Here is a 24,796-nt window from a genome sequence, read left to right as displayed (position 1 = left end):
ATGCGATTTATGTAAAATATTCCTAAAATCATGGAATTTTTTGTAAGTATATCCTTTTAATTTAGCATTATTGAATTAAATAAATAAAAAACAAACAAATCATGAAAAAAAGAAGCATATTATTCGTATTAGCCTTAAGCGCGGGAATGTTCGTAACCTCTTGTAGTAGCGACGATAATGAAGGAGAAACAATTGTACCAATTCAAGGTAAATATAATCTAAGCCAAAGAGGAACAATTGTAGACGGAAAAGAAGTATTGGTTGACGCACCAGAAAATGCAGCAGGATGTAATAGAGATTATTTAGATTTAAGATTAAGTAATGCAGCAGTTATTGGTGATTATAGTGGATCTGATTGTGCTTTAACAGAAACTACTGGAACTTATGTAAGATCTCATAATGATTTGACTATTACTGTTGGAAATTTAAGTTCAACAAGCGATATCATGAACCTTACTAACAAAGAACTAAAAATTAAAGACAAAACAACTGGTATTATTACTGTTTATACTAGATAATAAAATTGTTTTGAGATAATTTCAATTTGTTTTGAAATGGAAAACGGAAACTCCAATTAAGAAGTTTCCGTTTTTTTATGGAGTAAAATTAATTGACGGGGATATAAATGTCAAAAGAAGCTCCTTCGTTGTGAATGCCAGAAGCGGTTATAATTCCGTTGTGGTTTTCTACAATTTTTTTTACAATAGCAAGTCCGATTCCTGTTCCGTTGTAACGATCTCTGCCATGAAGACGCTGAAAGACTTCGAATATTTTTTTGTTGTATTGCGCTTCAAAACCAATTCCGTTATCTGAAACTTTAATGTGGCAATATTTTTTGGCTGGAATCAGTTTTTCTTCTTCTAAATCTTGACCAAAAGCAATTGTGCTTGTAATTTTAATTAAAATGGGAATTTCAGGATTTGAGAATTTCAATGAATTACTGATTAAATTATATAGTAATTGCTTGAACTGAAACGGAATAACATCAACTTCAGAGGTTTCTCCGATTTCAATTACGGCACTTTTCTGTTCTAATTCTTCCGTTAAATCTTCTTTAACCTCCTTAATAATTTGGCTCAGATCTGTTTTTATAAAAATGCGTTCTTGACTATTTGTTCTAGAATAAGCCAATAAATCATTAATTAAAGTCTGCATTCGCTGTGCAGCATTCTGCATTCGTTTAAATTTATCTTTTCCGTTTTCAGATAAATTTTCCGATTCTTTTTCGATAATCTGCGAAGCAAAAGTCTGTATTTTTCGAAGTGGTTCCTGCAAATCATGACTGGAGATATAAGCAAAGGACTGAAGCTCTTTGTTCATTTCTTCCAATTCATTGTTTTTCTGCTCTAGCTCGAGTGCATTCATTTTTAATTTATCATCGGCTTTTTTTCTTTCATTTAAATCGTGCGTCACTTTAGAAAAGCCAATAACATCGCCTTTTTTATTATGAACAGCCGTTATCACTACGCTTGCCCAAAACAAGCTGCCATTTTTACGTACGCGCCATCCTTCATGAATCACTTTTCCTTTTTCTCTTGCAATTTGTAAAAGTTTTTGAGGCAGATTATTTTTTTGATCTTCTTCGGTATAAAAAATAGACAAATATTTGCCGACAATTTCCTCAGCTTTATAGCCTTTTATTTTTTCGGCACCAGCGTTCCAATTCTCAATAATACCTTCACGGTTGAGGTACAAAATAGCATATTCCTGAATTTCTTCGACCATTAAATGATAACGTTCTTCACTTTTTCGGAGTGATTCGTTGATCTGAATGAGTTCTTTTGTACGAGCAGTAACCTGTTGTTCGAGTTCGTGAGTAAAAGCTTTTTCGGTATGAATGTCGGTAAACGCACCAACCCATTTTAAAATTTTATTATCAGGACCTAAAACAGGTTCGCCAATAACGGTATGCCATCTGTACGAACCGTCTTTTCTATGCATGCGTACATCGCATCGATACATTTCTCCGGTTGCAAGAGCATGCTGCCAGATTTTTACATTCTCGTCAAAATCATCAGGGTGAATCATTTTCTGCCAAGAACCTTCGGCTCCAGGCTCTATTCCGGTATATTCAAACCATTTTCCTGAGGTAAAAAGTGCATTTCCTTCTGCGTCGGTTTCCCAGATTAGCTGCGGAATACTTTCGGTAAGCGAACGGAATCTCTTCTCGCTTTCTTCGATTTTTTTTCGGGCTTCGACTTTTTCAGAAACGTCAATTAATGTCATTCTAATTCCAGAAATAGAATTGTCACTTTCGCGCAGCGGGGCAAATTCAAAATCAACATAAAATTGACTGTCGCCATTTTCATTAGCAATAAAAAGTAACGATTCAGATTCTGAATACACTTCTCCAGATTCGTAAACTTTACTTAATAACTTGGCATATTTTTGTTTGTTGAGTTCGGGAAATAATTCGAGTATTTTTTTTCCTTCAACTTCAGATGCTTCTCTTTTCCAAATATTATGCAGTAATACAAAATTGGCCATTTCGATTACAAAATCATCTCCACGCAAAATAGCTTTTGGAACAGGCGATTGCATAATAAGATTGCGCAGTTTCTTTTCGCTTTCTTCTATTTTTTGCTGGTATTTTTTTTCTTCAGTAATGTCCCGAATAGTTCCAATTAATTTTTGAGGCTGATGGTTTTCATCATAAAAAACTTTTCCTTTTCCTTCAATCCAATGTATAGATTGATCCTTCCAGATAACACGAACCTCATAATTTAAAAATCCAGAACTTAGAGCTTCTTTAAAGCCTTTATTTCGAATATGTAAATCATCAGGATGAAGATGCTCCAACAACTCTTCGTGAGAAAGCATTACATCTTCGGTATAGCCACCAAGAATTTGCAGATATCTTTTGGAATAAGTAGGTATTCTGGTTTTAACATTCAATTCCCAAGTTCCCAATTCGCTGGCTTCTACAACAATTTTAAGACGATCTTCGTTAAGTTCGATTTTTTTTCTGGCTTCCACTTTTTCGCTTACTTCGGTAACCGTAACCAAAATTCCCGAGATTGTTCCGTTTTCTTCTTTTAGCGGATGATAAAGAAAATCAAAATAAGCAGTTTCGATTTTTCCGTATCGGTTTAAAGGAACAGGAACTTCAATTCCATGAAACGGAATTCCAGTTTTTAATACATTGTCTAATAAATCGCTAACGGTTTCTTTTACTTCTGGAAGAGAATCATACAATGGTCTTCCGACAAAAGATTCCTCTTCTCGAGCTACAAGTTTAAGATAAGCTTCATTGGCCATTTCCACAATATATTCTGGGCCTCGAAGAATTGTGATGCCAACAGGAGCTTGTTTTACGGTATTACGGAAACGTTTGTCGCTTTCTTCAATTTTTTGTTTTGCCAAATATAAATCTGTAATTTCTACAGCGGTATTCATTACACCGTAAATTTTACCAGTCAGATCATATAAAGGCGTAAAGCTGTAATTGAAATAAAAAGATTGCAATTTATTATCGATCATAAGATCAATACGAGAATTTCTCGAATGAAAAGATTGTCCAGTTTCAAAAACCGACTCAACTTGTTCAAATACCGACTGGTTTTGTAGTTCGGGGAGAATTTCTCTGTAGGTTTTTCCAATTACATCTGGGCCTTTTCCCCATATTTTTATAATAGATTCATTTGCAAGTTCAATACGCATTTCTTTTCCGACATAAACACCAATCGGGAAAGGGGCGTTTTCAACCAGTTGTCTTATTTTTTGTTCGCTTTCTTCCACTTTAGCACGAGCCAAAACTTGAGCGGTAACTTCTGTAGCAATTGCTGCAACGCCAGAAATACTTCCGTCTTTTTCGCGTAAAGCTTCGTAAACAAAATTGATATAAGTATTTTCGGTTTGGCCGTCTCGACTTAAAGGAATAAAAAGTTCTTCTGTAATGACTTTTTTACCAGAGATAAAAACGTTTTGCAGAATTTCATCAAGTCCTTGTTTTTTTAATTCGGGAAGAACTTCAAAAATAGGTTTATTAATAATGTTTTCTGCTTTTGCATCCCAAAGCCTCAGCATTTGGTCGTTAGCGATTTCAACGATATGATCTTCACCTCTAAAAATGGACATTGCCACCGGAGCTTGCATAATATTATTGATGAATCGCGCATTACTTTCATGCAAAGCGTCTGCAACGATTTTCTTTTCTGTGGTTTCAATAACAGTAACCAAAATACCTCCAACAGATCCATCTTCTATTTTTATGGGACTGTACGAAAAATCAAAAAAGCAATCTTCTGTATAGCCATTTCTATTAAGTGGCACTTTGAAATCAGGGAAACTTACCGCATGTCCTTTCATGACATCGGTAAATAGAGGTCCAATGGTATCCCAGATTTCTGCAAATGTATCTTTAGAACTTCCGCCTAGAGCTTCTGGATGTTTAGAAGCGCCCAAAATAGGACGAAAAGCATCATTATAGATTTGAGTATAATTTTTTCCCCATGCAATGTACATTCCAAACGGATTGCCCAGCATCATTGCAGTCATTGTTTTTAAACTTTGAGGCCACTTTTCAGTGTTACCCAAAGGGGTTTTACTCCAATCTGCGGAACGAATTAATTCTCCCATTTCTCCACCTTCGGAAAGAAAATAATGTTCCTTTTGTTTGCGGTTCATTTTCAGAGAAGATTAAGGTTGCAAAATGAAATTAGCTCTTTCGGGCTGTTTGAAACTATTTTCGGGTGCAATGGTTAGGGCTTTTTCTATTACATTTTTGAGTTTAGAAAATTCTCCAGGCTTTCGAATATAAAATGAAGCGCCTTTTAGATATAACTTATCAACGATTTCGCTGTCTAGCGAAGTAGAAAATATAATAATTGGCAGATTTTTTAAGTTTTCGTTGTCTTTTATTTCAGCCAGACATTCCAAACCATTTTTTAGAGGCATGTTTAAGTCTAAAAAAAGGACATCAGGAAGATTGGTACTATTAGTTTTTAAATAATTCATCAATTGCACGCCGTCGTGTACCACTGATAGAGTAGTGCTAATTGTTATTTCGTCGAGAGCTTCTTTAAAGAAAAGGCAGTCATCTTCGTCATCATCAGCCAATAAAAGATAATAATGCTCTTTGGTCATTTTTTAGTCTCCTTAAAATTTAGTGTTTTGAATTTTACTAGGATAAATTTAACTTTTTTCAGTAAAACTTCTTGTTTTTTTATGAAGAATGTTTTTTAAAAGACCTAAATAAACGGAAAATTAGATTGTTTTCTTTCTTTTATGCAATTTTAGTTTAGTAATTACGTTTTATTCATTCTTGCTATTTTATGTTTTTAAGACATGCTTTTTGAGATTCGTCTTTCTTTACCAAATAGGACAGAAAATACTGTAAACCCTTCTGGAATCTCACTTCTTTCATTTAAAAAATTATCTTTTTAGTGTATACCGTATCCAAAAAGTGTAAAATAATTACACACTCTTTTTTGATCTTATTTTTCTAAACGGCTCTATACCAGTTTAAAACCGTATTGGCATGCCGCTTGCAAATTGTGTTAATGTCAAAATCTCTAATGTATCCGTTTTTGAAAGGAAGAAGATTTTGCTAAAAGCCCAATTAAGGAAATTAAAAAAGGAGTATAAGCATGAAAAGCGAAACAATTATCTCAGAACAATTTTATGCGAACAGCAGTTCAGCTATCAGCGAAAAAACATTAAACGGTTCTTTTTTTAGAACCAACGAAAAATCACAAAAAGTACATGTAGAAAGACCAACAAGTCCTTTCGGATTAGCGGTTCTTATTGCAACATTCTTATTATTACTTGCAGGTGTCTTTATGGTAATTCAATTGCAAGATGATTTCGAACAATTTCATTTTGAAAGAATTGCTTCGACTTGGGGATTGCCATTTTTAATAATCACGACAATATTGTTTTTCTACCAAACAGGAGTTTTCTTGTATAGCTCTTATTTGTACTTAAGATACAAAGCAATTCCGTCGGTTTCAGACGATTTATTGCCAACGTGTACGATTATCGTTCCAGCATACAATGAAGGAAAACTAGTTTGGGACACTTTATTGAGCCTTGCAGAAAGCGATTATCCAGCAGAAAAATTACAGCTTTTGGCTATTGACGATGGAAGTAAAGATGATACTTGGTATTGGATGCAAGAAGCAAAAGCAAAATTGGGAGATCGTGTAACGATTTTTCAGCAGCCTAAAAACCAAGGAAAACGCCAAGCGTTATACAGAGGATTTAAATTAGGAACAGGAGAAATTTTTGTAACTGTAGATAGTGATTCTATTGTGAAAAAAGATACTCTAAGAAACCTAGTTAGCCCATTTGTAGTAAACAAAAAATGTGGTGCAGTTGCAGGAAACGTTCAGGTTTTGAACAACAAAAAAGCAATTTTACCAAAAATGCTTAATGTAAGTTTCGTAATGAGTTTCGAATTCCAACGTTCTGCAGAAAGTGAATTAGGTTCTGTATTATGTACGCCAGGTGCTTTGGCAGCGTACAAAAGAGATGCCGTTTTCAACTGTCTTCCAGAATGGATCAACCAAACTTTTATGGGGCAGCCATCAGATATTGGAGAAGATCGCGCTCTTACCAATATGATTTTGAAACAAGGTTTTGAAGTGAAATTTCAAAGAAATGCAGTAGTATTAACTAATGTTCCGGAAGAATACAAAGGATTATACAAAATGTTCATTAGATGGGCGAGAAGTAACGTTCGTGAAAATCTTATGATGGCAAAATTTGTTTTCAAAGATTTTAGAAAAGATTCAAAATTTGGACCAAGAATGCTGTTTTTAAATCAGTTTTTTAAAATTGCAATGACGTATCCATTTCTATTGTTTATGTTTTACTTTATCGCGGTTCACCCAGTGTTATTTTTAAGTTCAACATTAATGGCAATATTAATCTTTTCAAGTTTTTCAATGTTGTTTTACGCAAAAAGATACACGCTTTCAGAATCTTTCTGGGCTTATTCTTACAGTGTTTTTTACACTTTCAGTTTATTCTGGATTGCGCCTTATGCCATTGCAACAGCCAACAAAAAAGGCTGGTTGACAAGAGGACTATAAATTTAGTACACTATTCATTCTATTATATAAAACTCCGCCCAATGAAAACCCGCTGTAGTGTCAGCGGGTTTTCTATTATAGCATTTTCTAAAATTAAAATTCACACTTTCAATTATACGTTCCGTAGGAACGTTTCATCGGTAGAAAAAAAAATGGCGTCCAATTCAATTACGTTCCGTAGGAACGTTTCGTTGGTGAAATTTGAGGATTTTTATGCGTTAGAATCAAGTGCAGCAATAATCTGCCTTTTCATTGTGGTATTGGTATAATCTAGAGCTTCGGCATAAGAAACAGAATAACGTCTTTCGATATTCTGAAAATGCTCTGGAAAAGTGCTTAAGATTTTATCATAATAAATATCCAACTGTTTTTCTGAAGGCATTTCATATTTCAAGCGAAGTTGAAATCTTCGCAGTAAAGCGCTATCTATTATTTCGTAATGATTGGTTGCACAGATCAATAAACTATCTGAAGGGAAATAATCAAAAAGCTGAATAATTGTGTTGACCAAACGTCTCATTTCGCCCACATCTTTGTCGTCGCTGTCACGGCTTTTTCCAATTTGGTCAAATTCATCTAAAAATAAAACGGCTCTTTCGCGAATAGCTTTATCAAAAATAGCTTTTAAGTTTTTAGAAGTTTCGCCTATTCTAGAATCCACAACAGTGCTGAGGTTGACAATGATAATCTTTTTGTTTAAAGTATGGGCAATCGCTTTTGCGGTTGTCGTTTTACCGCAGCCAGAACTACCGTGCAGTAAAATCTTGTTATCAACTTTAAGATTATATTGTTTTAGTTCGTCGATATATTGATGTTCTTTGATAATCTGAAGCAAAGCTGCTTTATTTTCTTCGCTAAAAAACAAATCGTCTAAAGCAATTTTTTCAGTATCAATTACGGTAAGATCATTCAGGTTCATCTGCTTTTAATTTGCTGCAAAATTAAGTTTTATTCTGCAATGTTTTCGTTCCAGATTTCTTTTCCTAAAAAACGGTTTCCAAAGATTGACGTTCCAATTCTCACCATATTAGAACCTTCTGCAATGGCAAGTTCCAAATCTTGAGACATTCCCATAGAAAGTTTTAAATCTTGTAAGCCTTCGATCCCTTGTGAATAAATCTCATCTCGTATGGTTCTTAGAAGTCGTAACGACGGAATCATTTTTTCTTTTTCAACATCCAAAAGCCCAATGCTCATTAAACCTTTAATATTTAGGGTTTCGTACGTTTTTATTTTTTTGATGAAAGATAAAACGTCTTCTGGCGCCAATCCGAATTTGCTTTTTTCGTAGGAAGTATTGACTTGAACAAAAACATCCAATTTTCTGTTTTGGTTTTGAAGCTGTTTGTGCAATTCATCAGCCAAATTGATTCTGTCCAAAGATTGAATGCAGGTAACATATTTCAAAACATCTTTTACTTTGTTCGTTTGGAGATGTCCAATAAAATGCCTTTCAATAGGGAGATTTTTTAACACATCATTTTTATCTCGCAATTCCTGCATTTTGTTTTCGCCCATTAAAGTTTCGCCAGCTTCTATCGCGATTCGTATTTTTTCGGCAGGAACAGTTTTGGTTGCCAATAAAAGCTGAACATCTTCAGGATTTCTTCCAGCAATCTTGCAAGCATTTTCAATGCGTTGATGCACTTTAATTAAATTAAAAATAATATCGTTTTTCATATTGCAAAATTAAATGGAAACCATAAAATTCTACTGGACCAGTACATCTCAAAAAATGAAAAAACTGGATGATTCACGACTTTTATATCCACCGTAAATTTGTTTCATAAAATAATAAAACTTAGTCGCTTAGAGGCTTAGTAACTTAGAAACTAAAAAAACATGAAAATAGCAGTTTGGGATACCTATGTAACCCGCAAAGACGGAAAAATTATGCACTTTGATATTTTGGTAGACGAAAATGTTAACGATGCAGAGCAGGTATACGAATATGGAAAAAAGTACCTGAAAAGTGTCGCACAAGAAGGACAAACTTTGTCTTCTAAAGAATGTCGTTTTTGCCATATTGATAAAGCGCCGATTGAAGTAGAAAATCAGATTCGGGAAAATGGGTTTTCTATTATAGAGATGGAAAACTGTAATTAACTTAATTGAACGCAGATAAAACAGATTCGCTATCGCGAAAGCGTGGATTAACGCAGATTTTAAAATCAGTTTTTTTCCGCGTCTTTGCGAAGCAAATCCGTGTAATCTGTGTCTAATTTTAGTTCCTGTTTTTGATAGACATATACTATAATGTAATTTTTAGTCTTTTATGTATAGTTAATTGAACGCGGATAAAACAGATTCGCTATAGCGAAAACGCGGATTGACGCAGATTTTAAAATTAGGTTTTTTTCCGCGTCTTTGCGAAACAAATCCGTACAATCTGTGTCTAATGGGTTTTCTATAATAGAGATGGAAAACTGTAATTAGTTTTTAAAAGAAACTGATGACTAGAAAGGCTTCGACTCCGCTCAGCCAGACAGCGATTTATGTCACCCTGAGCGAAGTCGAAGGGCTTTTCACAACAATTTAGAAAGCACTATAATTCCTTCTTCCATTTGTTTTTCAGAAAGAGAAGCATAACCCAGACGAAAACCTTTAATGGTTTCATCAAAACTAAATCGGTTTGGGCTCATGATTTGAATGCCTTGCGATTTTAGCTTCTCAAAAATTTCTAAAACATTACAATCTTCTTTTGGAACAATCCAAAATGCAAGTCCGCCTTCGGGTTTTGTGAAAGTAATTTTATTTTGAAGATATCGATTTAATAAGCTTTCGAAGAAATCTCGTTTGCTTTTATAAACCAAATTGGCTTTTTTAAGGTGGCGCTTTATTTTGCCTTCATTAATAAGGCTTAAAATTGCCTCTTCCATAATATTGTCACCTTGGACATCGATGATTTTTCTATGATTTCCAATGTTTAAAACATTCTCATGCGAACTGACTAAATATCCAATACGTAATGCCGGAGCAACAATTTTGCTAAAAGTTCCAATATAAATATAGTTTTTCAGACCCGAATAACTCGAAATAGGAAGTATTGGTCTTAGTCCGAAATGAAATTCATTATCGTAATCGTCTTCAATAATCGTAAAATGATATTGATTGGAAAGTTCGATCAATTTTAATCTCTTTTTTAGAGACAAGGTAACAGTAGTTGGAAATTGATGATGAGGGGTAACATAAATTGCCTTTATATTTTTATGCTGCAAATATTTTTCGACTTGATCGATATCCAATCCATCCGATTCTATATTTACAGGAAGTAGAGTTGCACCTGCGTTTTCAAAAGCTTCCCAAGCGGGTTTGTACCCAGGATTTTCAACCAAAACAAAATCGCCTGATTTTAAAATACAATGAGAGGCAAGATACATCGCCATTTGGCTTCCGCGTGTAATACAGATTTGATCGTGAAAAATACTCATGCCGCGTTTAAAATTAAGCATTTGAGCAATTGATTTTCTGAATTCTAAATTTCCCAATTCGCTGCTGTAACCCATAATCTGCCAGCGTGATTTTCGGCTAAATAATTCGCGATACGCTCTAGCCAAATCATTCATTGGTGCCAATCGGCTATCAGGAAGTCCATCATCAAAAACTAAAAAACTTATAGGATCTTCAACTTCAACTTTTTGCTCTTTTTCATTTTCTGACGAATGACTGATTTTTGGGAGCGATTCTGTTACAAAAGTTCCTTTTCGGTCAATGGTTACCAGCCAGCCTTCAGCAGTTAAAACATCTAAAGCTTCTACAACAGTATTTCGATTTACTTTCAGTAATTCAGCCAATTGTCTGCTACCGGGCAATGCATTTCCGTTGACCAGTTTTCCTGTTTTGATAGCGTCAATTACAGCATCGGCAATCTGCAGGTAAATCGCTTTATCTGATTTTTTATCTAAATGAATTTGTAATGGCCAAGGTCGAAGCATCTGGACTGTTTGTTGTTGCTAAATTTAGTTTATTCAGTAGTCCAAAATTAACCTTTTTTGATGGAATAATAGTGATATTTATGCTAAAAGAAATACCTTATTCTGTTGTTTTTTAGACTTTTAGGAAACATTTTTTCGAAACTCTCATTTTAATTTTGCATCGTCAAATAATTGATTTTTAATGTTTTAAAAATGAAAGGTTTATGAAAATAGTAAGTATAATAATCCTAATAACAGCGTGTGTTTTTGGCAACCCAAAACCAAAAGAAGAAAATACGATAGAGGATTCTGATATAGAACGTTTTAATCAACAGATTGAAAATGTAAAAAAAATGAGCGCTTCTGGAGTTTATAATTCTAAAATCGCATTTTTTATTGATATGAGAATTAAATCGGGTAAAAATAGATTCTTTGTTTATGATCTTGAAAACGACAAAGTAATTGATGAAGGATTAGTAGCAAATGGCGCAGGTTCTGAAACGGGTGTAAAAGGAGAATTGAAATTTAGCAACGAACCGAATTCTAAATGCACTTCGCTTGGATGTTACGCAATAGGAAAATCGTATAGAGGAATTTTTGGAAAAGCTTATGTTTTAAAAGGGCTGGACCAAACGAATAATAATGCCGTTAAAAGAATGATTGTATTGCATTCATATTCTGCAGTTCCAGAAAGTGAACAGGATCATTATATTGCCCTTAGCCAAGGATGTCCTATGGTTAGTGAGGTGTTTTTTAAAAGACTTGAAAAAATTATCGATAATTCGAAGTCGAATATTATCCTGAATATTTATTATTAGATTGAAAGAATTGTTTTCCTATTTTTATATAGAAGAAAAAATGTAAATTTCATCTAATGCAAAAGAAGAAATCATGAACGATCTGCTTCGGAAATTTCTAGAACAATTGAACAGATTCAAACCTGCAGACATTGATTTAATTATAGAAAATACTACAATTGAAACTTTTAGAAAAGGTGATTTTTGACTTAAGATAAGAAAATGGGCAAGTAGAAAATTATTTGCAAAAAAAAGGAATAGTTTACGAGCTATTCCCTTTTTCGTCCTAAGAATTAAGAAAGTACCGTGTCTGGCAGAACACTGGCATTTACTGATGAAACATTCCTACGGAATGATTGTTTAATATATTTCCTTGTTCCGCTAGGAACATTTTATCGGTAGCGGTAAAATTTAAAGTTAATTGATCCAAATGACCATAAAAGAAAGTGTCTAATACTTCCTGAAAAACAGGATGTGCATTTTCTACTTGAACAAATAAACTCATAGAAGAATGCAGTTTTCTTGCACCCAGTTCTCCTAAAATTCCTTCGGCAGACTTCTTTTTTAAGGTCAGCAGCAATTTAGAGATCTCAATTAAATGTTTCGATAAAATCGGATGCTTTAAAAATTCAGTAGCTTCTTTAAGATCTGCAACGGCATAATATTCAGAAAGAGCACTTTTGCCAAGTCCTTTGATCTGCGGAAAAATGAACCACATCCAATGGGTTTCTTTTTTACCTTTTTTTATTTCAGATAATGCTGTCAGATAAAGTTTATTTTGCGCATCTAAAAATCGGGTCAAATCATTTTTTGCGTAAGTCATCTCTTGATTCTGTATTAAATGGTTAGTAAATCTAATTTGTTTAATCGGTAACACTTGTAATATATTTTTTTTAAAGAATTGTATTAAATTTTTCGAATACCAAAAGTAGAATGCCGATAGCGTTCTGAGTTATAGAATTGTAGTTTGTCCTTACATAATTCCGATAGGTCTGTAAGAATGCCTTGTTAATATAATTTTAAAGTTTTGAATGATTCTAAATTCTAATGTTATTTTAATGTTCTGCAAAAAAATTGGTTCTAAATTGCGCGCTCAGAAAAAATATAATAAACGCCTTAAATCACTGAGATTTTGATTCAAAACCATGTGATGCAATTAAACTTTTAGCCTTTTTTAGAGTATGTTGAACGAAATTAAAAATAGCTTTTTATGTAAATGCCTTCAGGCATTGCTTGTTGGCTATTTTCTAATTAGCAGTTTAAATATCTCTAATAGTGTTGGAAGAATCTTAAGCGATAACGCCGAAACCTACACGGTAAAAGGCATTACCTGCAACTTTCTGAAAAAAATCTTCAAGTGTGATGGAATCCCAGAAGAACTGGACGACTACAAAACAAAGGACACTAAAACGGCCAAATTAGCAAAAGGCATTCCTTTAATGGAATATTTGATTTCATCAGAATCTTTGATGCCTCATTTTTGTTTTCTAATAGAATCAGAAGGGAAAAAATATATTGATAATACTATCTTTTCGTTTGGTTTTCATGGTAAAATAGACATACCGCCTCCTAGGGTGAATTCATAAATACTTGTTTTTTAAGGATTGGGATAAAAATCTTAATCCAGAATTGCGGTTTTTGCCGTATATTTATTCTATGTAATAATCCTGTATTTATACTTAAATTCATGACACCATTTAAACGTTTTTATAACTTATTGCAGCTCGATAAGCGCGATGTGTATCAAATTATCTTCTATGCTGCATTTGCAGGGTTAGTCAATCTTTCTCTGCCTTTGGGAATCCAAGCTATTATTAATTTTATTCAAAGCGGACAGCTGAGCGTCTCGTGGATTATTCTCGTGATTCTAGTGACGGTTGGTGTTGGTTTTGGCGGAGTTCTTACGATTTTGCAGTTGCGAATTGTAGAGAATCTGCAGCAGCGAATTTTTGTACGCTCTTCTTTCGAGTTTGCGTACAGAATGCCTTTAATAAAATTTAAAGAAATGTATTCGGAATATGCTCCCGAAAAAGCCAATCGTTTTTTTGATACTTTAATGGTACAAAAAGGCACTGCAAAACTATTGCTTGATTTCTGCACCGCATTCCTTCAGGTTGGTCTGGGGATTATTCTATTGGTTCTTTATCATTCTTTCTTTATGGTAATTGGACTTTTATTTATTGTCATATTATATGTCATTTTTAAATTTTCGTATAAAGACGGTCTCGAAACCAGTTTGAACGAATCAAAATTTAAATATAAAGTGGCAGCATGGCTTCAGGAAATTGCTAGAAATAGAGAAAGTTTCCGCAGAAAAGGGGCTTTTGAATATGCTTTGGAAAGAAATGACCAATACGCAACCAGCTATGTAAATTACCGTGAAAAACACTTTCAGGTAATGAAGAAACAATATATTCAGCTGACTATTTTTAAAGTAATTGTTACTGCTGCCTTATTATCGATCGGTGGTTTTCTGGTAATTCACCACCAAATGAACATAGGGCAGTTCGTAGCAGCTGAAATCGTAATTGTATTATTGATCAACTCGGTAGAAAAAATCATCTTCGGATTAGAGTCTTTCTACGATGTATTGACTTCTGTTGAAAAAATTGGTCAGGTGACTGATATGGAAATTTCATGCATTCCTCAAACTTCAGATAAAACGGAAAAAGGAATCAATATTGAGACCGAAAGCATCAATTACCATTATCCAGAACACAACAAAAAATCACTGAAGAATATCAATTTAAAAATCTCTCAAGGAGAAAAAATCATTCTTACAGGAACAAATGGTGCAGGAAAAAGTACTTTGCTAAGATTGCTTTCGGGGGTTTTAGAACCAGAAAGTGGAGCGATGTACGTAACTGATAATTATATGAATCGTCTTAACGAAGATACATATAGAGCGCAGGCAGGTACATTCTTGCAAGGCGATACACTTTTTGCAGGAACAATTCGTGAAAATATTGTTTTTGGAAATGAAAAATTAAACAGCGATGATTTAAAATGGGCTTTAGATAATGTCGGCCTTACTCCATATATTAAAACTTTTGAAAACGGGTTGGAGAATCAAATTCATCCTGGAGGTCGTGAACTATCTGCTTCTGATGTTCAAAAAATTCTTTTGGCAAGAAGTATTGTGGGTAAACCGAATATCTTATTCTTAGAAGATCCAGTTGACAAAATGGACGATTTGACTTCGAGTAAAATTGTAGACTTTTTACTTTCGGAAGAAAATGACTGGACTGTTATTGTAACTTCTAAAAATGATATTTGGAAAAGCAAATGCAGTCGTATGATTACGATTGATGACGGAAAAATTATTAACGACATAAAGCTTTAATCATGCTCAACCTATCTAAAGATAACAACGTACTTATAACGCCAGGGCAATACAAATCGATTACAAGTGTTGCTCGTAGACCACATTACGCAATTTTAAATAAAGTCATAATCGGATTTTTGATTTTCGCTGTCTTATGTCTTTTCTTGCCTTGGACGCAGAATATTTCAGGAACAGGTTCTGTAACGACTTTAAAACCAGATCAAAGACCACAAACGGTTCATAATGCCATTGCAGGACGTATAGAGAAATGGTTTGTAAAAGAAGGAGATTATGTAAAAAAAGGAGATACAATTCTTTTTATTTCGGAGATCAAAGAAGATTATCTAGATCCTAATTTGGTTAATAATACCAAACAGCAAGTAGATGCCAAAAAAATGGCAGTAGAATCGTATGGCGATAAAGTAAACTCTCTTGATGTACAGGCGCAGTCGCTTAACACGGAAAGACAGTTGAAATTGCAGCAAGCGCAAAACAAAATTCGTCAGTCACAATTGAAAATAAAAAGTGACAGTATGGATCTTGTGGCGGTAAAAACTCAGCTTCGAATTGCAAAAACGCAATTTGACCGTTCGACTGCTTTAAACAAAGAAGGTCTTAAACCGCTGACTGATGTCGAGCAAAAAAGATTAAAATTGCAAGAGTCAGAAGCGTATGTGATTACGCAGGAAAATAAATTATTAAGCAGTAAAAATGAATTGATAAATGCAAAAGTAGAAATCAATAGAATTACTGCTGAATATGCTGAAAAAATATCAAAATCAAGAAGCGATAAATTTACGGCTTTAAGTACGCAATACGATACAGAAGCTCAGGTAAATAAATTAGAAAACCAATATACCAATTACAGACTTAGAAACGGTTTATATTATATTACAGCGCCACAGAGCGGTTATGTAAACCGTGCTTTATTGGCTGGTCTTGGAGAAACGATTAAAGAAGGAACTCCTGTTGTGAGCATTATGCCTTCTAAATATGATATTGCGGTAGAAACTTACGTAGATCCAATCGATTTACCGCTGGTGCATCGAGGTGCAAAAGTTCGTGTTTGGTTTGATGGATGGCCTAGAATCGTATTTTCTGGATGGCCTGGATTATCTTATGGAACTTACGGAGGTAAAGTTGTAGCGATAGAAAACTTTATAAGTCCGAACGGGAAATATAGAATTTTAGTGTCACCAGATGGAGAAGATCGTCACTGGCCAAAAGAATTGAGTATTGGTGCAGGTGCGCAAAGTATTGCATTGCTAGAAACCGTTTCGGTATGGTACGAGATTTGGCGAAACTTAAATGGTTTTCCGCCAAACTATTATAATTCAGGAGAAAAAGAAGATAAAGGAAAGGAGAAAAAGTAAAATGAGAAATCTTGTAAAATTGTTTTCTTTCTTAATACTATTTTGTTTTTCTACACTTCATAGCCAGAATTTTAATCAAGAGGAACTTACTTTTATCGAGTACTTGGGATATGTAAAAAAATATCACCCGTTGGTAAAACAAGCCAATCTTGAAGTGACAAATGCTCAGGCAAAATTGATGATGGCTCGAGGCGGATTTGATCCAAAATTGGAAGTAGATTACAATAAGAAAGAATTTAAAGGCACAGAATATTATTCGTTATTAAACAGCAGTTTCAAAATTCCGACTTGGTATGGAATTGAAGTAAAAGCAGGTTTTGACGATACAAGTGGAGAATATTACAATCCGCAGAACAAAACTCCAGAAGCAGGTTTAACTTCGCTCGGAATTAATGTTGCTCTGGGGCAGGGAATGTTCATTAACCAAAGAATGGCCGATGTTCGCGAAGGAAAACTTCAGGTAAAACTGAGTGATGCACAGCGAAAATTGAGAGCAATTGAAGTTTTATATCAAGCAAGTGAAGCTTATTTTGAATGGAGAAGAAGTTATAACGAAGCAGAATTGTATAAAAACTATTTAGGCTTTGCTAGTACTCGTTTTGAAGGTGTTAAAAAACTAATCGCAGCCGGAGATGCACCAGCAATTGACAGCGTTGAAGCTAAAATAACAGTAAGAAACAGAGAACTGAATGTTGAAAACGGAAATTTGAAATTAGCGAAAGCAAAACTGAAATTGGCCAATTTTTTATGGATTGAAAATGTTCCGGTTGAATTGGGAGATTTGGTAAAACCAGAACAAAACCTAATTCAGACCATTGAGGAAACTTTAAAAACGGATGCCATGATGGTCGATGTTGAATCATTAGATTCTCACCCAAAGATTCAATCTTTAGAAACTAAAATGGATATTTTGGAGGTCAATCGCCAGTTGAAAGCCAATTCATTGCTTCCCAAAATAAATGTGGGCTACAATTACATTTCAGAACCCAATTACTGGAATAATTTCAACGCCGATGATTATAAGTTTAACATCGATTTCAGCTTTCCAATTTTCTTAAGAAAAGAACGTGGAAGTTTAAAAATGGCTAAACTGAAAATTCAGGACATGCAATATGATATTGGACAGCAGCGATTGGAACTTAAAAATAAAATCAAAGCCCAGCAGACAGAAATTGCTTCATTAAGAAAACAGAAAGTGGTAATCGACAATCTTGTACAAGATTATATGACGATGTTGAATTCAGAAGAAAAATTATTTTCATTCGGCGAGAGTTCGATTTTCTTAATCAATTCGAGAGAAAACAATTTGGTTAGCGCAAAATTGTCGCAAATAAGTTTAGAGAATCAGTTTTATCTGTCGAATGCCGAATTGTACAAAATATTAGCAAATCCAGATTAATAATTTTTGATGTATAATCGAATAGTTGAAATGGCAGTGATTTAATATGTCGCTCCTCTGGAGCTTTTGAATTTAGGGGACGTAGATTTAGTTATAAATATTTCGCTCTTCCAGAGCTGTAAAACGTCCCAGCGAGACGAAATATTTATAGGAATGTATTTTTGATTTATAAAATAACCCTGTAAGGGCGAAAGATATTGTATGTACACAAAAATAACAGTCAGCTTTGTACCTGTCTGCATTATATTAATTTTTTCAGAATTTGAGTTAAAAAAGCTTTAGATATTTTCTAAAGCTTTTTTTTGAAGAAATGTTTCAAAAAGCGGTTTCATATTATAACATGAAACCGCTTTTTTTTAAAGTAAAAAACTTCTTTATTTAAATTTGATAGACTTTCTTATTTCGAAGCCTTGTAATTTAACATTGACCGATTATGAGTTTATTAAAAAAGAGTTTTCTTTTATTCTGCTGCATTATTTTGTCTCAAGTTTTAAAAGCGCAGGATGCTCCTTATACAATGGGATTTATTCCAGCATCTATAAGCGAAGTTGATGTTGCATTTCCTCTAATAGAAAAATGGCATTTAAGCGGTCAGGCCGATTTGCAGCTCGTTACGCAAGGTGCTTATACCAACGGAAATCCTTTTGAATATACACAGCGAAAAGTAATAAGACCTTGGATTATTTATTCGGGTTTTAAAAATATGAAGCTTTGGTTAGGATACGCGCACAACCAGAAGTATGCAATAGAAGAAGCGGGGAATTACAAAACTTTGGAAAACCGACTTATTGTTATGGGAACCTATACTCAGGAAATGCCAAAAGGATCTATTTTTGAACAAGTGCGATTTGAAACCAAATTTTTTGATGATAGAAACGGCAATCACCAGACGATACCAAGATTAAGAGCACGTTTTGGAGTCAATCATTATTTGAGACAAAGTAAGGAAAAACCAATTTTTTTAGCCCCAAATATTGGGTATTACACAGAACTCATGCTAAAGTTTGCTTCTAAAGATTATGCCGACGAACATTTTGATATTTTCAGACTATCGGTTTATTATACTGCTGGAATTACCCCGAATATTCATTTTTTGGCAGGCGTAATAGGACAAATGCAGTTGCGTGCAAACGGAACTCAGTTTGACGTTTACTACGGGCCAATGGTTTCATTAAAATACAGCGTAAAACCAAAAGAACGCGAAACATTTGATAGTGTTGATGGTGGTGCAGATTAACCAAATTATTTCTGCCGATTTTAAAAGAGTTTATTTTGCTTAAAACTTATAATATTTAACTTTGGAACGTTATAAGAATAAACAAAATGAAACAAGCGATCATAAATGCTGTCGTACACACGGGAGAAGAAATAATAGAAAACGGAGTTGTAGTTGTAGAAAACGGAACTATTATTTCAGTGCAAAAAGAAATTCCAAACGATATCAAGACAATTGATTTAAAAGGAAATCACCTTGCGGCAGGATTTATAGATATCCAGATCAATGGCGGAGAAAAGTATTATTTCAGTCAGACACCCAACGAAGAAACCATTCAGGATATTTACGATGCCAGTATGAAATATGGCACAACGCATGTTTTACCTTGTTTAATATCTTCATCAAAAGAAACCATTTTAGAAGGAATTGAAGCGGTTCGCAATTACATGAAAAAGCATCAAAATGGTGTAATCGGAATGCATTTGGAAGGACCATTTTTAAATCCGCAAAGACGCGGGGCACATAGTATTGATCAGGTTCGAAAACCAACTGACGAAGAACTTCAAGAAATTATCAGCAAAGGAAAAGATATTATAAAAGTCATTACCATAGCTCCAGAATGTTTTACAGAAAAGCAGCTTAATATGCTGATCGAAAGCGGTATTACAATTTCGATCGGACATTCTACTATTACGCACAAAGAAGCACAGCCTTATTTTGCAAAAGGAATTAATCTAGTTACACACTTGTTTAATGCCATGACACAATTCGGACATCGCGAACCAGGTTTGGTTGGAGCTGTTTTTGAAAACGAAGAAGTCTACGCTCCTCTTATTCTCGATGGAGTGCATTGTGATTATGCAGCAGCAAAAATAGCGTACAAACTAAAACAGGATAAATTCTTCTTAATTAGTGATGCTACCTTTTTGGGGCGTAAAGTGGCTAATTTTAAATGGGATAACTTTGACGCTCATTTGGTTGATGGTTTCTATAGAAATGAGGATGGCAATCTAGCAGGTGCTTCAATCTCAATGACAGAAGCAGTGCAAAATGCCTATAATCATTTAAATGTTTCGGCAGATGAAGCTATAAAAATGGCGACTACAAGAGTGGCTGCTGCAATTGGCATGCAAAATAAAATAGGAAAAATACGTGCAGATTTTCCTGCAAGCTTTGTTGAGTTCAATTCTGATTTAACTGTAATCAAGACTTTAGATTTTAGGGAATAGAAACTTTAGAACCTGCCCTTTAAGTATAGTAGTCGTTTATAAAAACTTACTTTTAGTATATTTTATATTCATATTTTTCTTGCATTTAACTTGCTTATACAAAGTATATTGATAGTTTTGCATCATATTTAACCCCAAACCTACTTACTTACTGATGAGAAAAAACACTCACTTTTTCGTATTTGCCCTATTGGCAAGTATTATTTTTGGATGTAGTGACGATGGCGAAAATTACAAGCCAAATTACCTGCCAAGTATAGATGCTTCGGCTTTACCAGCAGAAAATAAACCAATGACTATGTTTGAGGATAACGAAGATCCTTCGATTATGTACAATAAAGCAGATCGATGGTTTAGAGTAAACGAACCGTTTCAAGTTATTCAAAAAGGAAAAGATTCTGTACAAGTTTCGCTTTATTCTCCGGTTGGATTGACAGACGTAAAAGTGTATGCAAAATTGCCTAATTACGATAAAAAGTTTTTGCTTTATAGTTTTTCTAAAGTTCCTGCTTTTCACCGTTCTTTTCATAAAATTCCTTTGACAGAGCAAAAAAACGATTATTTGCTAGAAACAGGAAACACAGTAACGATCGATAAAATTGAAGGATTTTCATCTGGAGCGATCGAATTTTCTGTAGAATCAGATGATCCTTTGTTTAAAAAATTCAAAAAAATAAAATCAAATCATTTAGTTCAGTTTCATGACGGATACCACATTAATGAGTTGGGTAAATTTCTTCCTATGAATCCTGCATTGGCAAAAGAAGCAATTACCATGATTATTAATTATTCTTATGCTTTAAGCCATCCTCTGTATTATGACACTTTTACCAATTTTGACAAGTACAAACAAGAACAAGCAACGACAGCAGGAACAGCTATAAATGGCGCATTGAATTGGCACGGAAATGCTGATGATGTAGATGGTGTTTACGATTATTATTCTAAAGAAGAAATCGAAAAAATATACTGGAATTATCTAGATAAAAGAACCGTTTGGCTGGCAATGGTTGGAGGAGATTCTGCTTGGGGCGGAGGGAATCTGGCATCACAATGGGAATCGGGTTATGTAACCGGACATTGGGTTGGAGAAATGTCGGTTTGGTCTCACGAATATTCGCATCATATTGGTTTTAACCACAGCAGTAATTTGGCGAATAGCGGCGAAGGCGGCGGTCAGCAGGAAATGCTTACTCATTTTTATAAATACTTAATTTATTTAAATGATCTTCCGTTTACAGATCCAGACGTTTTAAAAACCTATTCAAAAACGGCTTACGTAAAAGGAACTTATAAGAAACCAGTATTTACTGTTAATCCTAAAAATCCATTTTTGCTAAAATATAAAGGCGAAGGAAAATGGAACTAAAATATAAATTATACATGAAACATATTCTGCCCCTAATTTTAGTAATTTGTTTGTTTACAAGTTGCAGTAAAGACGATCCAGCATCTAAAGATTATACCTATTATTATCCGACTGATGAAGCTTCTATTACAAACGAAAATATTCCAGGAAGCACAGAAGCATTTGATCCAAAAGGAATTACTATTGCAAATGAGAAATTGTATGTGATTAACGGAAATGTATTAGAGATTTTTAATGCTCTGACTTTAGAACATATTAAAACAATAAAAGAATATAAAAAAGGAAACACAACTATTGCGCTAACAAGTTTAACATCGGTTTCTGTTGATGCTGGCCGTATTTACGTTGGTAGTACAGAATCAAGATTATTTGTTTTTGATGAGATTACAAATGCTGGAATTAGCACTGTTGGAAATGGCCAGTGGTGGCAGACTTTTGTGCACGTTTTTGGTGTTGTAGCCAAAGACGGATTGGTGTTTGTAAAAGAAAAAGAAAAGAGCATAAAGGTTCTTGACGCTGCTCAAATTACAGAAACAAGCGATTGGAATTTAAAGCCTATTGCCAAATTGAATACCTTAAACGGATATACAGAAGTATATTCATTGGATGTTTTTGATGGAAATTTGGTTGTAGGAGGAAGAGATGCTAAAAGCTATTTATATTATAATATCGCCAATATTAAAGCCAATGCTGCAGCTTCGTTAACAACTCCTATCGAGCCAGAAAAAGTGCAATTTGTAGACATTAAACCAGTTGCAGTATCTTTTAGCAAAGATTGGGCAGTTACTTCAGAAAATGTTGGAAGTGCCTCTTATTTAAAACTATATCCAAAAGACGAGTTCATTAAAAAGAATTATAAAGCGGTTTTAAGCGTTTCTGATATTTTAGGACAAAATGCTTTCGGAACTATTGTTGGCACAGCACAACTTAACGATCGTATTTTCTTATCTGATAATACCAATAAAAAAATCAGAGTAATAAAATTGAATAAGTCGGTAATTGCAGAACAAAACAACTAGGTTTTTTTAAATTCCAAATTTTTTGAAATTCCAAATTCCAATTCCGAAGTCTCGGTCAAATTGGAATTTGGATTTTTTTTGGATTGAAATAAAATTTGGATTTAGATTTTGGAATTTCAAATATTTGAATTTAAAACTAAGATTGGAGTTTGGAATTTAAAATAATTTGGGATTTCAAAAAAAAAGCCTACTAGATTGATAGGCTAATAAAAGTTTTAACAATTTATAGCTTAAAATTGAAAATAACTATTTAAATTTGCACTCGCTATGAAGAAACAGAACCAGAAAATGAATAATTATTATCGTCACAGTATGATGTGCTGTGTTGCTGTTATGGTGTTTATTGATCTGGCTTAATATATAAAATGATAAAATTTATTTCGAAAAAGCCTTTCAACTTATTAATGGAAGGCTTTTTTGTTTTTTAAACTGTAAAGAATGATTGAATTAAAAAATGTAACCAAAACTTTTCATCAGAAAGACAGAATTGTAGCTGCTTTGTCTGATGTCTCACTAAGGGTTCCTCAGGGGAAAATTTTTGGTGTAATTGGAACTTCCGGAGCAGGAAAAAGTACTTTGATTCGATGCGTGAATTTGTTGGAAAGACCAACTTCTGGCGAAATTATCGTTGACGGAAAAGCTTTGATGCAGTTGTCAAATGCGGAATTGGCGATTGAAAGAAGACAAATCGGAATGATTTTTCAGCATTTCAATTTACTTTCTTCGAGAACGGTTTTCGAAAATGTGGCTTTTCCGCTAGAATTGGCTGGAACGCCAAAAACGGAAATCAAAACACGTGTTTTAGAATTATTGCAATTGGTTGGATTGGCAGAAAAAGCCAATGATTATCCAGCAAGTCTTTCGGGAGGACAAAAACAAAGAGTTGCCATTGCAAGAACTTTGGCTAATAATCCGAAAGTTTTACTGTGCGATGAAGCGACAAGCGCATTGGATCCTGCAACAACGAGATCGATTTTAAATTTACTGAAAGACATTAACAAACGCCTTAACATTACGGTTCTGCTGATCACACACCAAATGGAAGTGGTAAAATCGATTTGTGATGAAGTAGCGGTAATCAGTCACGGAAAATTAATCGAGCAGGGAAGTGTGGGCGAAATCTTTGCAGACCCAAAACATGAATTAACAAGAGAATTTATTTCTTCTTCGCTTCATATCGAAGTTCCATCTGTTTATCAGGAAAAATTGCAGAAAGAAGACAATGGAAATCTGAATCCGTTATTAAAACTGGAAATGACAGGAAAATCGGTTAACGAGCCTGTTATCTCAGAAGTTTCAAGACTTTTTGATACCGATTTCAAAATCGTTAGCGCGCAAATGGATCAGGCTGGCGAAGTGAATTTTGGTGTAATGCTGATTGAACTTTCAGGGAAACGCGAAAATTACGACGCAGCAATTCAATATTTTAATTCAAAACACATTAAAACAGAAATTATAGGTTATGTCTGATTCTCTTATAGATTTATTGTTAAAAGGAACATGGGAAACCATTGTTATGACTTTTGTATCGGGCTTTTTCGGGTTTTTGTTAGGACTTCCAACAGGAATTTTATTATTCTTAACTCGTAAAAACCAGATTCTGGAACAGCCGGTTTTAAACAGAACATTATCAGTTGTGGTAAACGTTTTTCGTTCTATTCCATTCATTATTTTAATCGTTTGGATGATTCCGTTTACACGCGCTATTGTCGGGACTTCTATTGGTGTGAGTGCCGCTTTGGTTCCGTTAAGTATTGGTGCAGCTCCGTTTATTGCCCGTTTGGTAGAAAATAGTTTATTAGGTCTTCCGTCGGGATTAATTGAAGCAGCGAGGGCATTGGGCGCAACTCCTTTACAAATTGTATACAAAGTATTATTGCCAGAAGCTCTGCCTTCTTTAATCAATGCAGCATCAATAACTTTAATTACTCTTGTTGGATATTCTGCAATGGGAGGAGCTGTTGGAGCAGGTGGTTTAGGACAAGTTGGGTATCAATACGGATATATTGGTTATGATGCCGTAACAATGAACTCGGTTTTGGCTTTATTGGTTATTCTGGTATTCGTAATTCAGTTTGCGGGAGACAGATTATCAAAACGATTCGATCATAGATAATCCTC

General features: G+C 34.2%; 20 protein-coding genes. 14 read left to right on the top strand and 6 right to left on the bottom strand.

The features are described 5' to 3' along the window. Positions 1 to 101: 101 nt before the first annotated feature. Positions 102 to 518, top strand: a complete 417-nt coding sequence (locus ACFO3N_RS07940; protein ID WP_250836993.1) for a lipocalin family protein — start codon at positions 102 to 104, stop codon at positions 516 to 518. An 88-nt stretch (positions 519 to 606) separates the two neighbouring features. Here ACFO3N_RS07940 and ACFO3N_RS07935 read toward each other — a convergent pair whose 3' ends face one another. Beyond that, entirely contained in the window at positions 607 to 4,626 is a 4,020-nt protein-coding gene (locus tag ACFO3N_RS07935; protein ID WP_379796670.1) for a PAS domain S-box protein, read from the bottom strand. Positions 4,627 to 4,638: 12 nt separating this feature from the next. Further along, positions 4,639 to 5,085: a response regulator gene (locus tag ACFO3N_RS07930; RefSeq protein WP_379796668.1), complete on the bottom strand. Its 447-nt coding sequence runs from the start codon at positions 5,083 to 5,085 to the stop codon at positions 4,639 to 4,641. Positions 5,086 to 5,588: 503 nt separating this feature from the next. On the opposite strand from ACFO3N_RS07930, the gene ACFO3N_RS07925 reads away from it, so the two are divergent. Then, positions 5,589 to 7,034, top strand: coding sequence for a glycosyltransferase (locus ACFO3N_RS07925; protein ID WP_095929020.1), 1,446 nt, complete (start codon positions 5,589 to 5,591; stop codon positions 7,032 to 7,034). A 211-nt stretch (positions 7,035 to 7,245) separates the two neighbouring features. On the opposite strand, the gene ACFO3N_RS07920 is transcribed toward ACFO3N_RS07925, so the two are convergent. Together ACFO3N_RS07920 and ACFO3N_RS07915 are read right to left on the bottom strand one after the other, a co-directional pair. Beyond that, positions 7,246 to 7,953 (bottom strand): AAA family ATPase, encoded by a 708-nt coding sequence (locus ACFO3N_RS07920; RefSeq protein ID WP_379796666.1) that lies wholly within the window; start codon positions 7,951 to 7,953, stop codon positions 7,246 to 7,248. Between the two features lie 29 nt (positions 7,954 to 7,982). Next, the gene (locus ACFO3N_RS07915) at positions 7,983 to 8,714 is read right to left on the bottom strand and encodes a YggS family pyridoxal phosphate-dependent enzyme (RefSeq protein WP_379796664.1); all 732 of its coding nucleotides are present in this window, start codon (positions 8,712 to 8,714) and stop codon (positions 7,983 to 7,985) included. A 162-nt stretch (positions 8,715 to 8,876) separates the two neighbouring features. Here ACFO3N_RS07915 and ACFO3N_RS07910 point away from each other — a divergent pair, with 162 nt between their 5' ends. After that, complete coding sequence (locus tag ACFO3N_RS07910; RefSeq protein WP_095929017.1) at positions 8,877 to 9,140, top strand: DUF2024 family protein; 264 nt, start codon at positions 8,877 to 8,879, stop codon at positions 9,138 to 9,140. 419 nt (positions 9,141 to 9,559) lie between these two features. On the opposite strand, the gene pdxR is transcribed toward ACFO3N_RS07910, so the two are convergent. Next, complete coding sequence (gene pdxR / locus ACFO3N_RS07905) at positions 9,560 to 10,969, bottom strand: MocR-like pyridoxine biosynthesis transcription factor PdxR (protein WP_379796661.1); 1,410 nt, start codon at positions 10,967 to 10,969, stop codon at positions 9,560 to 9,562. Between the two features lie 203 nt (positions 10,970 to 11,172). Between pdxR and ACFO3N_RS07900 the strand changes: the two genes are divergently transcribed. Further along, positions 11,173 to 11,766 (top strand): murein L,D-transpeptidase catalytic domain-containing protein, encoded by a 594-nt coding sequence (locus tag ACFO3N_RS07900; protein WP_379796659.1) that lies wholly within the window; start codon positions 11,173 to 11,175, stop codon positions 11,764 to 11,766. Positions 11,767 to 12,073: 307 nt separating this feature from the next. On the opposite strand, the gene ACFO3N_RS07895 is transcribed toward ACFO3N_RS07900, so the two are convergent. Further along, complete coding sequence (locus ACFO3N_RS07895) at positions 12,074 to 12,568, bottom strand: DUF1810 domain-containing protein (RefSeq protein ID WP_379796657.1); 495 nt, start codon at positions 12,566 to 12,568, stop codon at positions 12,074 to 12,076. Positions 12,569 to 12,926: 358 nt separating this feature from the next. On the opposite strand from ACFO3N_RS07895, the gene ACFO3N_RS07890 reads away from it, so the two are divergent. The 10 genes from ACFO3N_RS07890 to ACFO3N_RS07845 all read left to right on the top strand — a co-directional run bounded on the left by ACFO3N_RS07890 (position 12,927) and on the right by ACFO3N_RS07845 (position 24,791). Further along, positions 12,927 to 13,331, top strand: a complete 405-nt coding sequence (locus ACFO3N_RS07890; protein ID WP_379796655.1) for a hypothetical protein — start codon at positions 12,927 to 12,929, stop codon at positions 13,329 to 13,331. 101 nt (positions 13,332 to 13,432) lie between these two features. Then, a complete protein-coding gene (locus tag ACFO3N_RS07885; protein ID WP_379796653.1) occupies positions 13,433 to 15,088 on the top strand; it encodes a peptidase domain-containing ABC transporter in 1,656 nt (551 codons plus the stop codon). A gap of 2 nt (positions 15,089 to 15,090) precedes the next feature. Then, positions 15,091 to 16,443 carry an HlyD family secretion protein gene (locus ACFO3N_RS07880; protein ID WP_095929012.1) on the top strand — a complete coding sequence of 451 codons (1,353 nt, stop codon included), beginning with the start codon at positions 15,091 to 15,093 and terminating at the stop codon, positions 16,441 to 16,443. Position 16,444: 1 nt separating this feature from the next. Next, positions 16,445 to 17,842, top strand: coding sequence for a TolC family protein (locus tag ACFO3N_RS07875; RefSeq protein ID WP_379796651.1), 1,398 nt, complete (start codon positions 16,445 to 16,447; stop codon positions 17,840 to 17,842). A gap of 433 nt (positions 17,843 to 18,275) precedes the next feature. Next, positions 18,276 to 19,079 carry a DUF2490 domain-containing protein gene (locus ACFO3N_RS07870; protein WP_379796649.1) on the top strand — a complete coding sequence of 268 codons (804 nt, stop codon included), beginning with the start codon at positions 18,276 to 18,278 and terminating at the stop codon, positions 19,077 to 19,079. A gap of 86 nt (positions 19,080 to 19,165) precedes the next feature. Continuing rightward, complete coding sequence (nagA, locus tag ACFO3N_RS07865; protein WP_379796647.1) at positions 19,166 to 20,287, top strand: N-acetylglucosamine-6-phosphate deacetylase; 1,122 nt, start codon at positions 19,166 to 19,168, stop codon at positions 20,285 to 20,287. A gap of 154 nt (positions 20,288 to 20,441) precedes the next feature. After that, on the top strand, positions 20,442 to 21,656 hold the full coding sequence (locus tag ACFO3N_RS07860) for a hypothetical protein (protein ID WP_379796645.1): 1,215 nt from the start codon (positions 20,442 to 20,444) through the stop codon (positions 21,654 to 21,656). Further along, a complete protein-coding gene (locus tag ACFO3N_RS07855) occupies positions 21,647 to 22,675 on the top strand; it encodes an NHL repeat-containing protein (RefSeq protein WP_379796643.1) in 1,029 nt (342 codons plus the stop codon). The genes ACFO3N_RS07860 and ACFO3N_RS07855 overlap by 10 nt, the downstream gene beginning before the upstream one ends. Before the next feature lie 438 nt (positions 22,676 to 23,113). After that, positions 23,114 to 24,145, top strand: coding sequence for a methionine ABC transporter ATP-binding protein MetN (gene metN / locus ACFO3N_RS07850; protein WP_320492218.1), 1,032 nt, complete (start codon positions 23,114 to 23,116; stop codon positions 24,143 to 24,145). Next, positions 24,138 to 24,791, top strand: coding sequence for a methionine ABC transporter permease MetI (locus tag ACFO3N_RS07845; protein WP_095929005.1), 654 nt, complete (start codon positions 24,138 to 24,140; stop codon positions 24,789 to 24,791). The genes metN and ACFO3N_RS07845 overlap by 8 nt, the downstream gene beginning before the upstream one ends. Positions 24,792 to 24,796 lie beyond the last annotated feature (5 nt).

Origin of the sequence: Flavobacterium chungangensis, assembly GCF_042654045.1 — a bacterium.
GTDB classification, from domain to species: domain Bacteria; phylum Bacteroidota; class Bacteroidia; order Flavobacteriales; family Flavobacteriaceae; genus Flavobacterium; species Flavobacterium chungangensis.
Note: the sequence above shows the minus strand (reverse complement) of the source record. Positions and strands in the feature narration are given on the sequence as shown.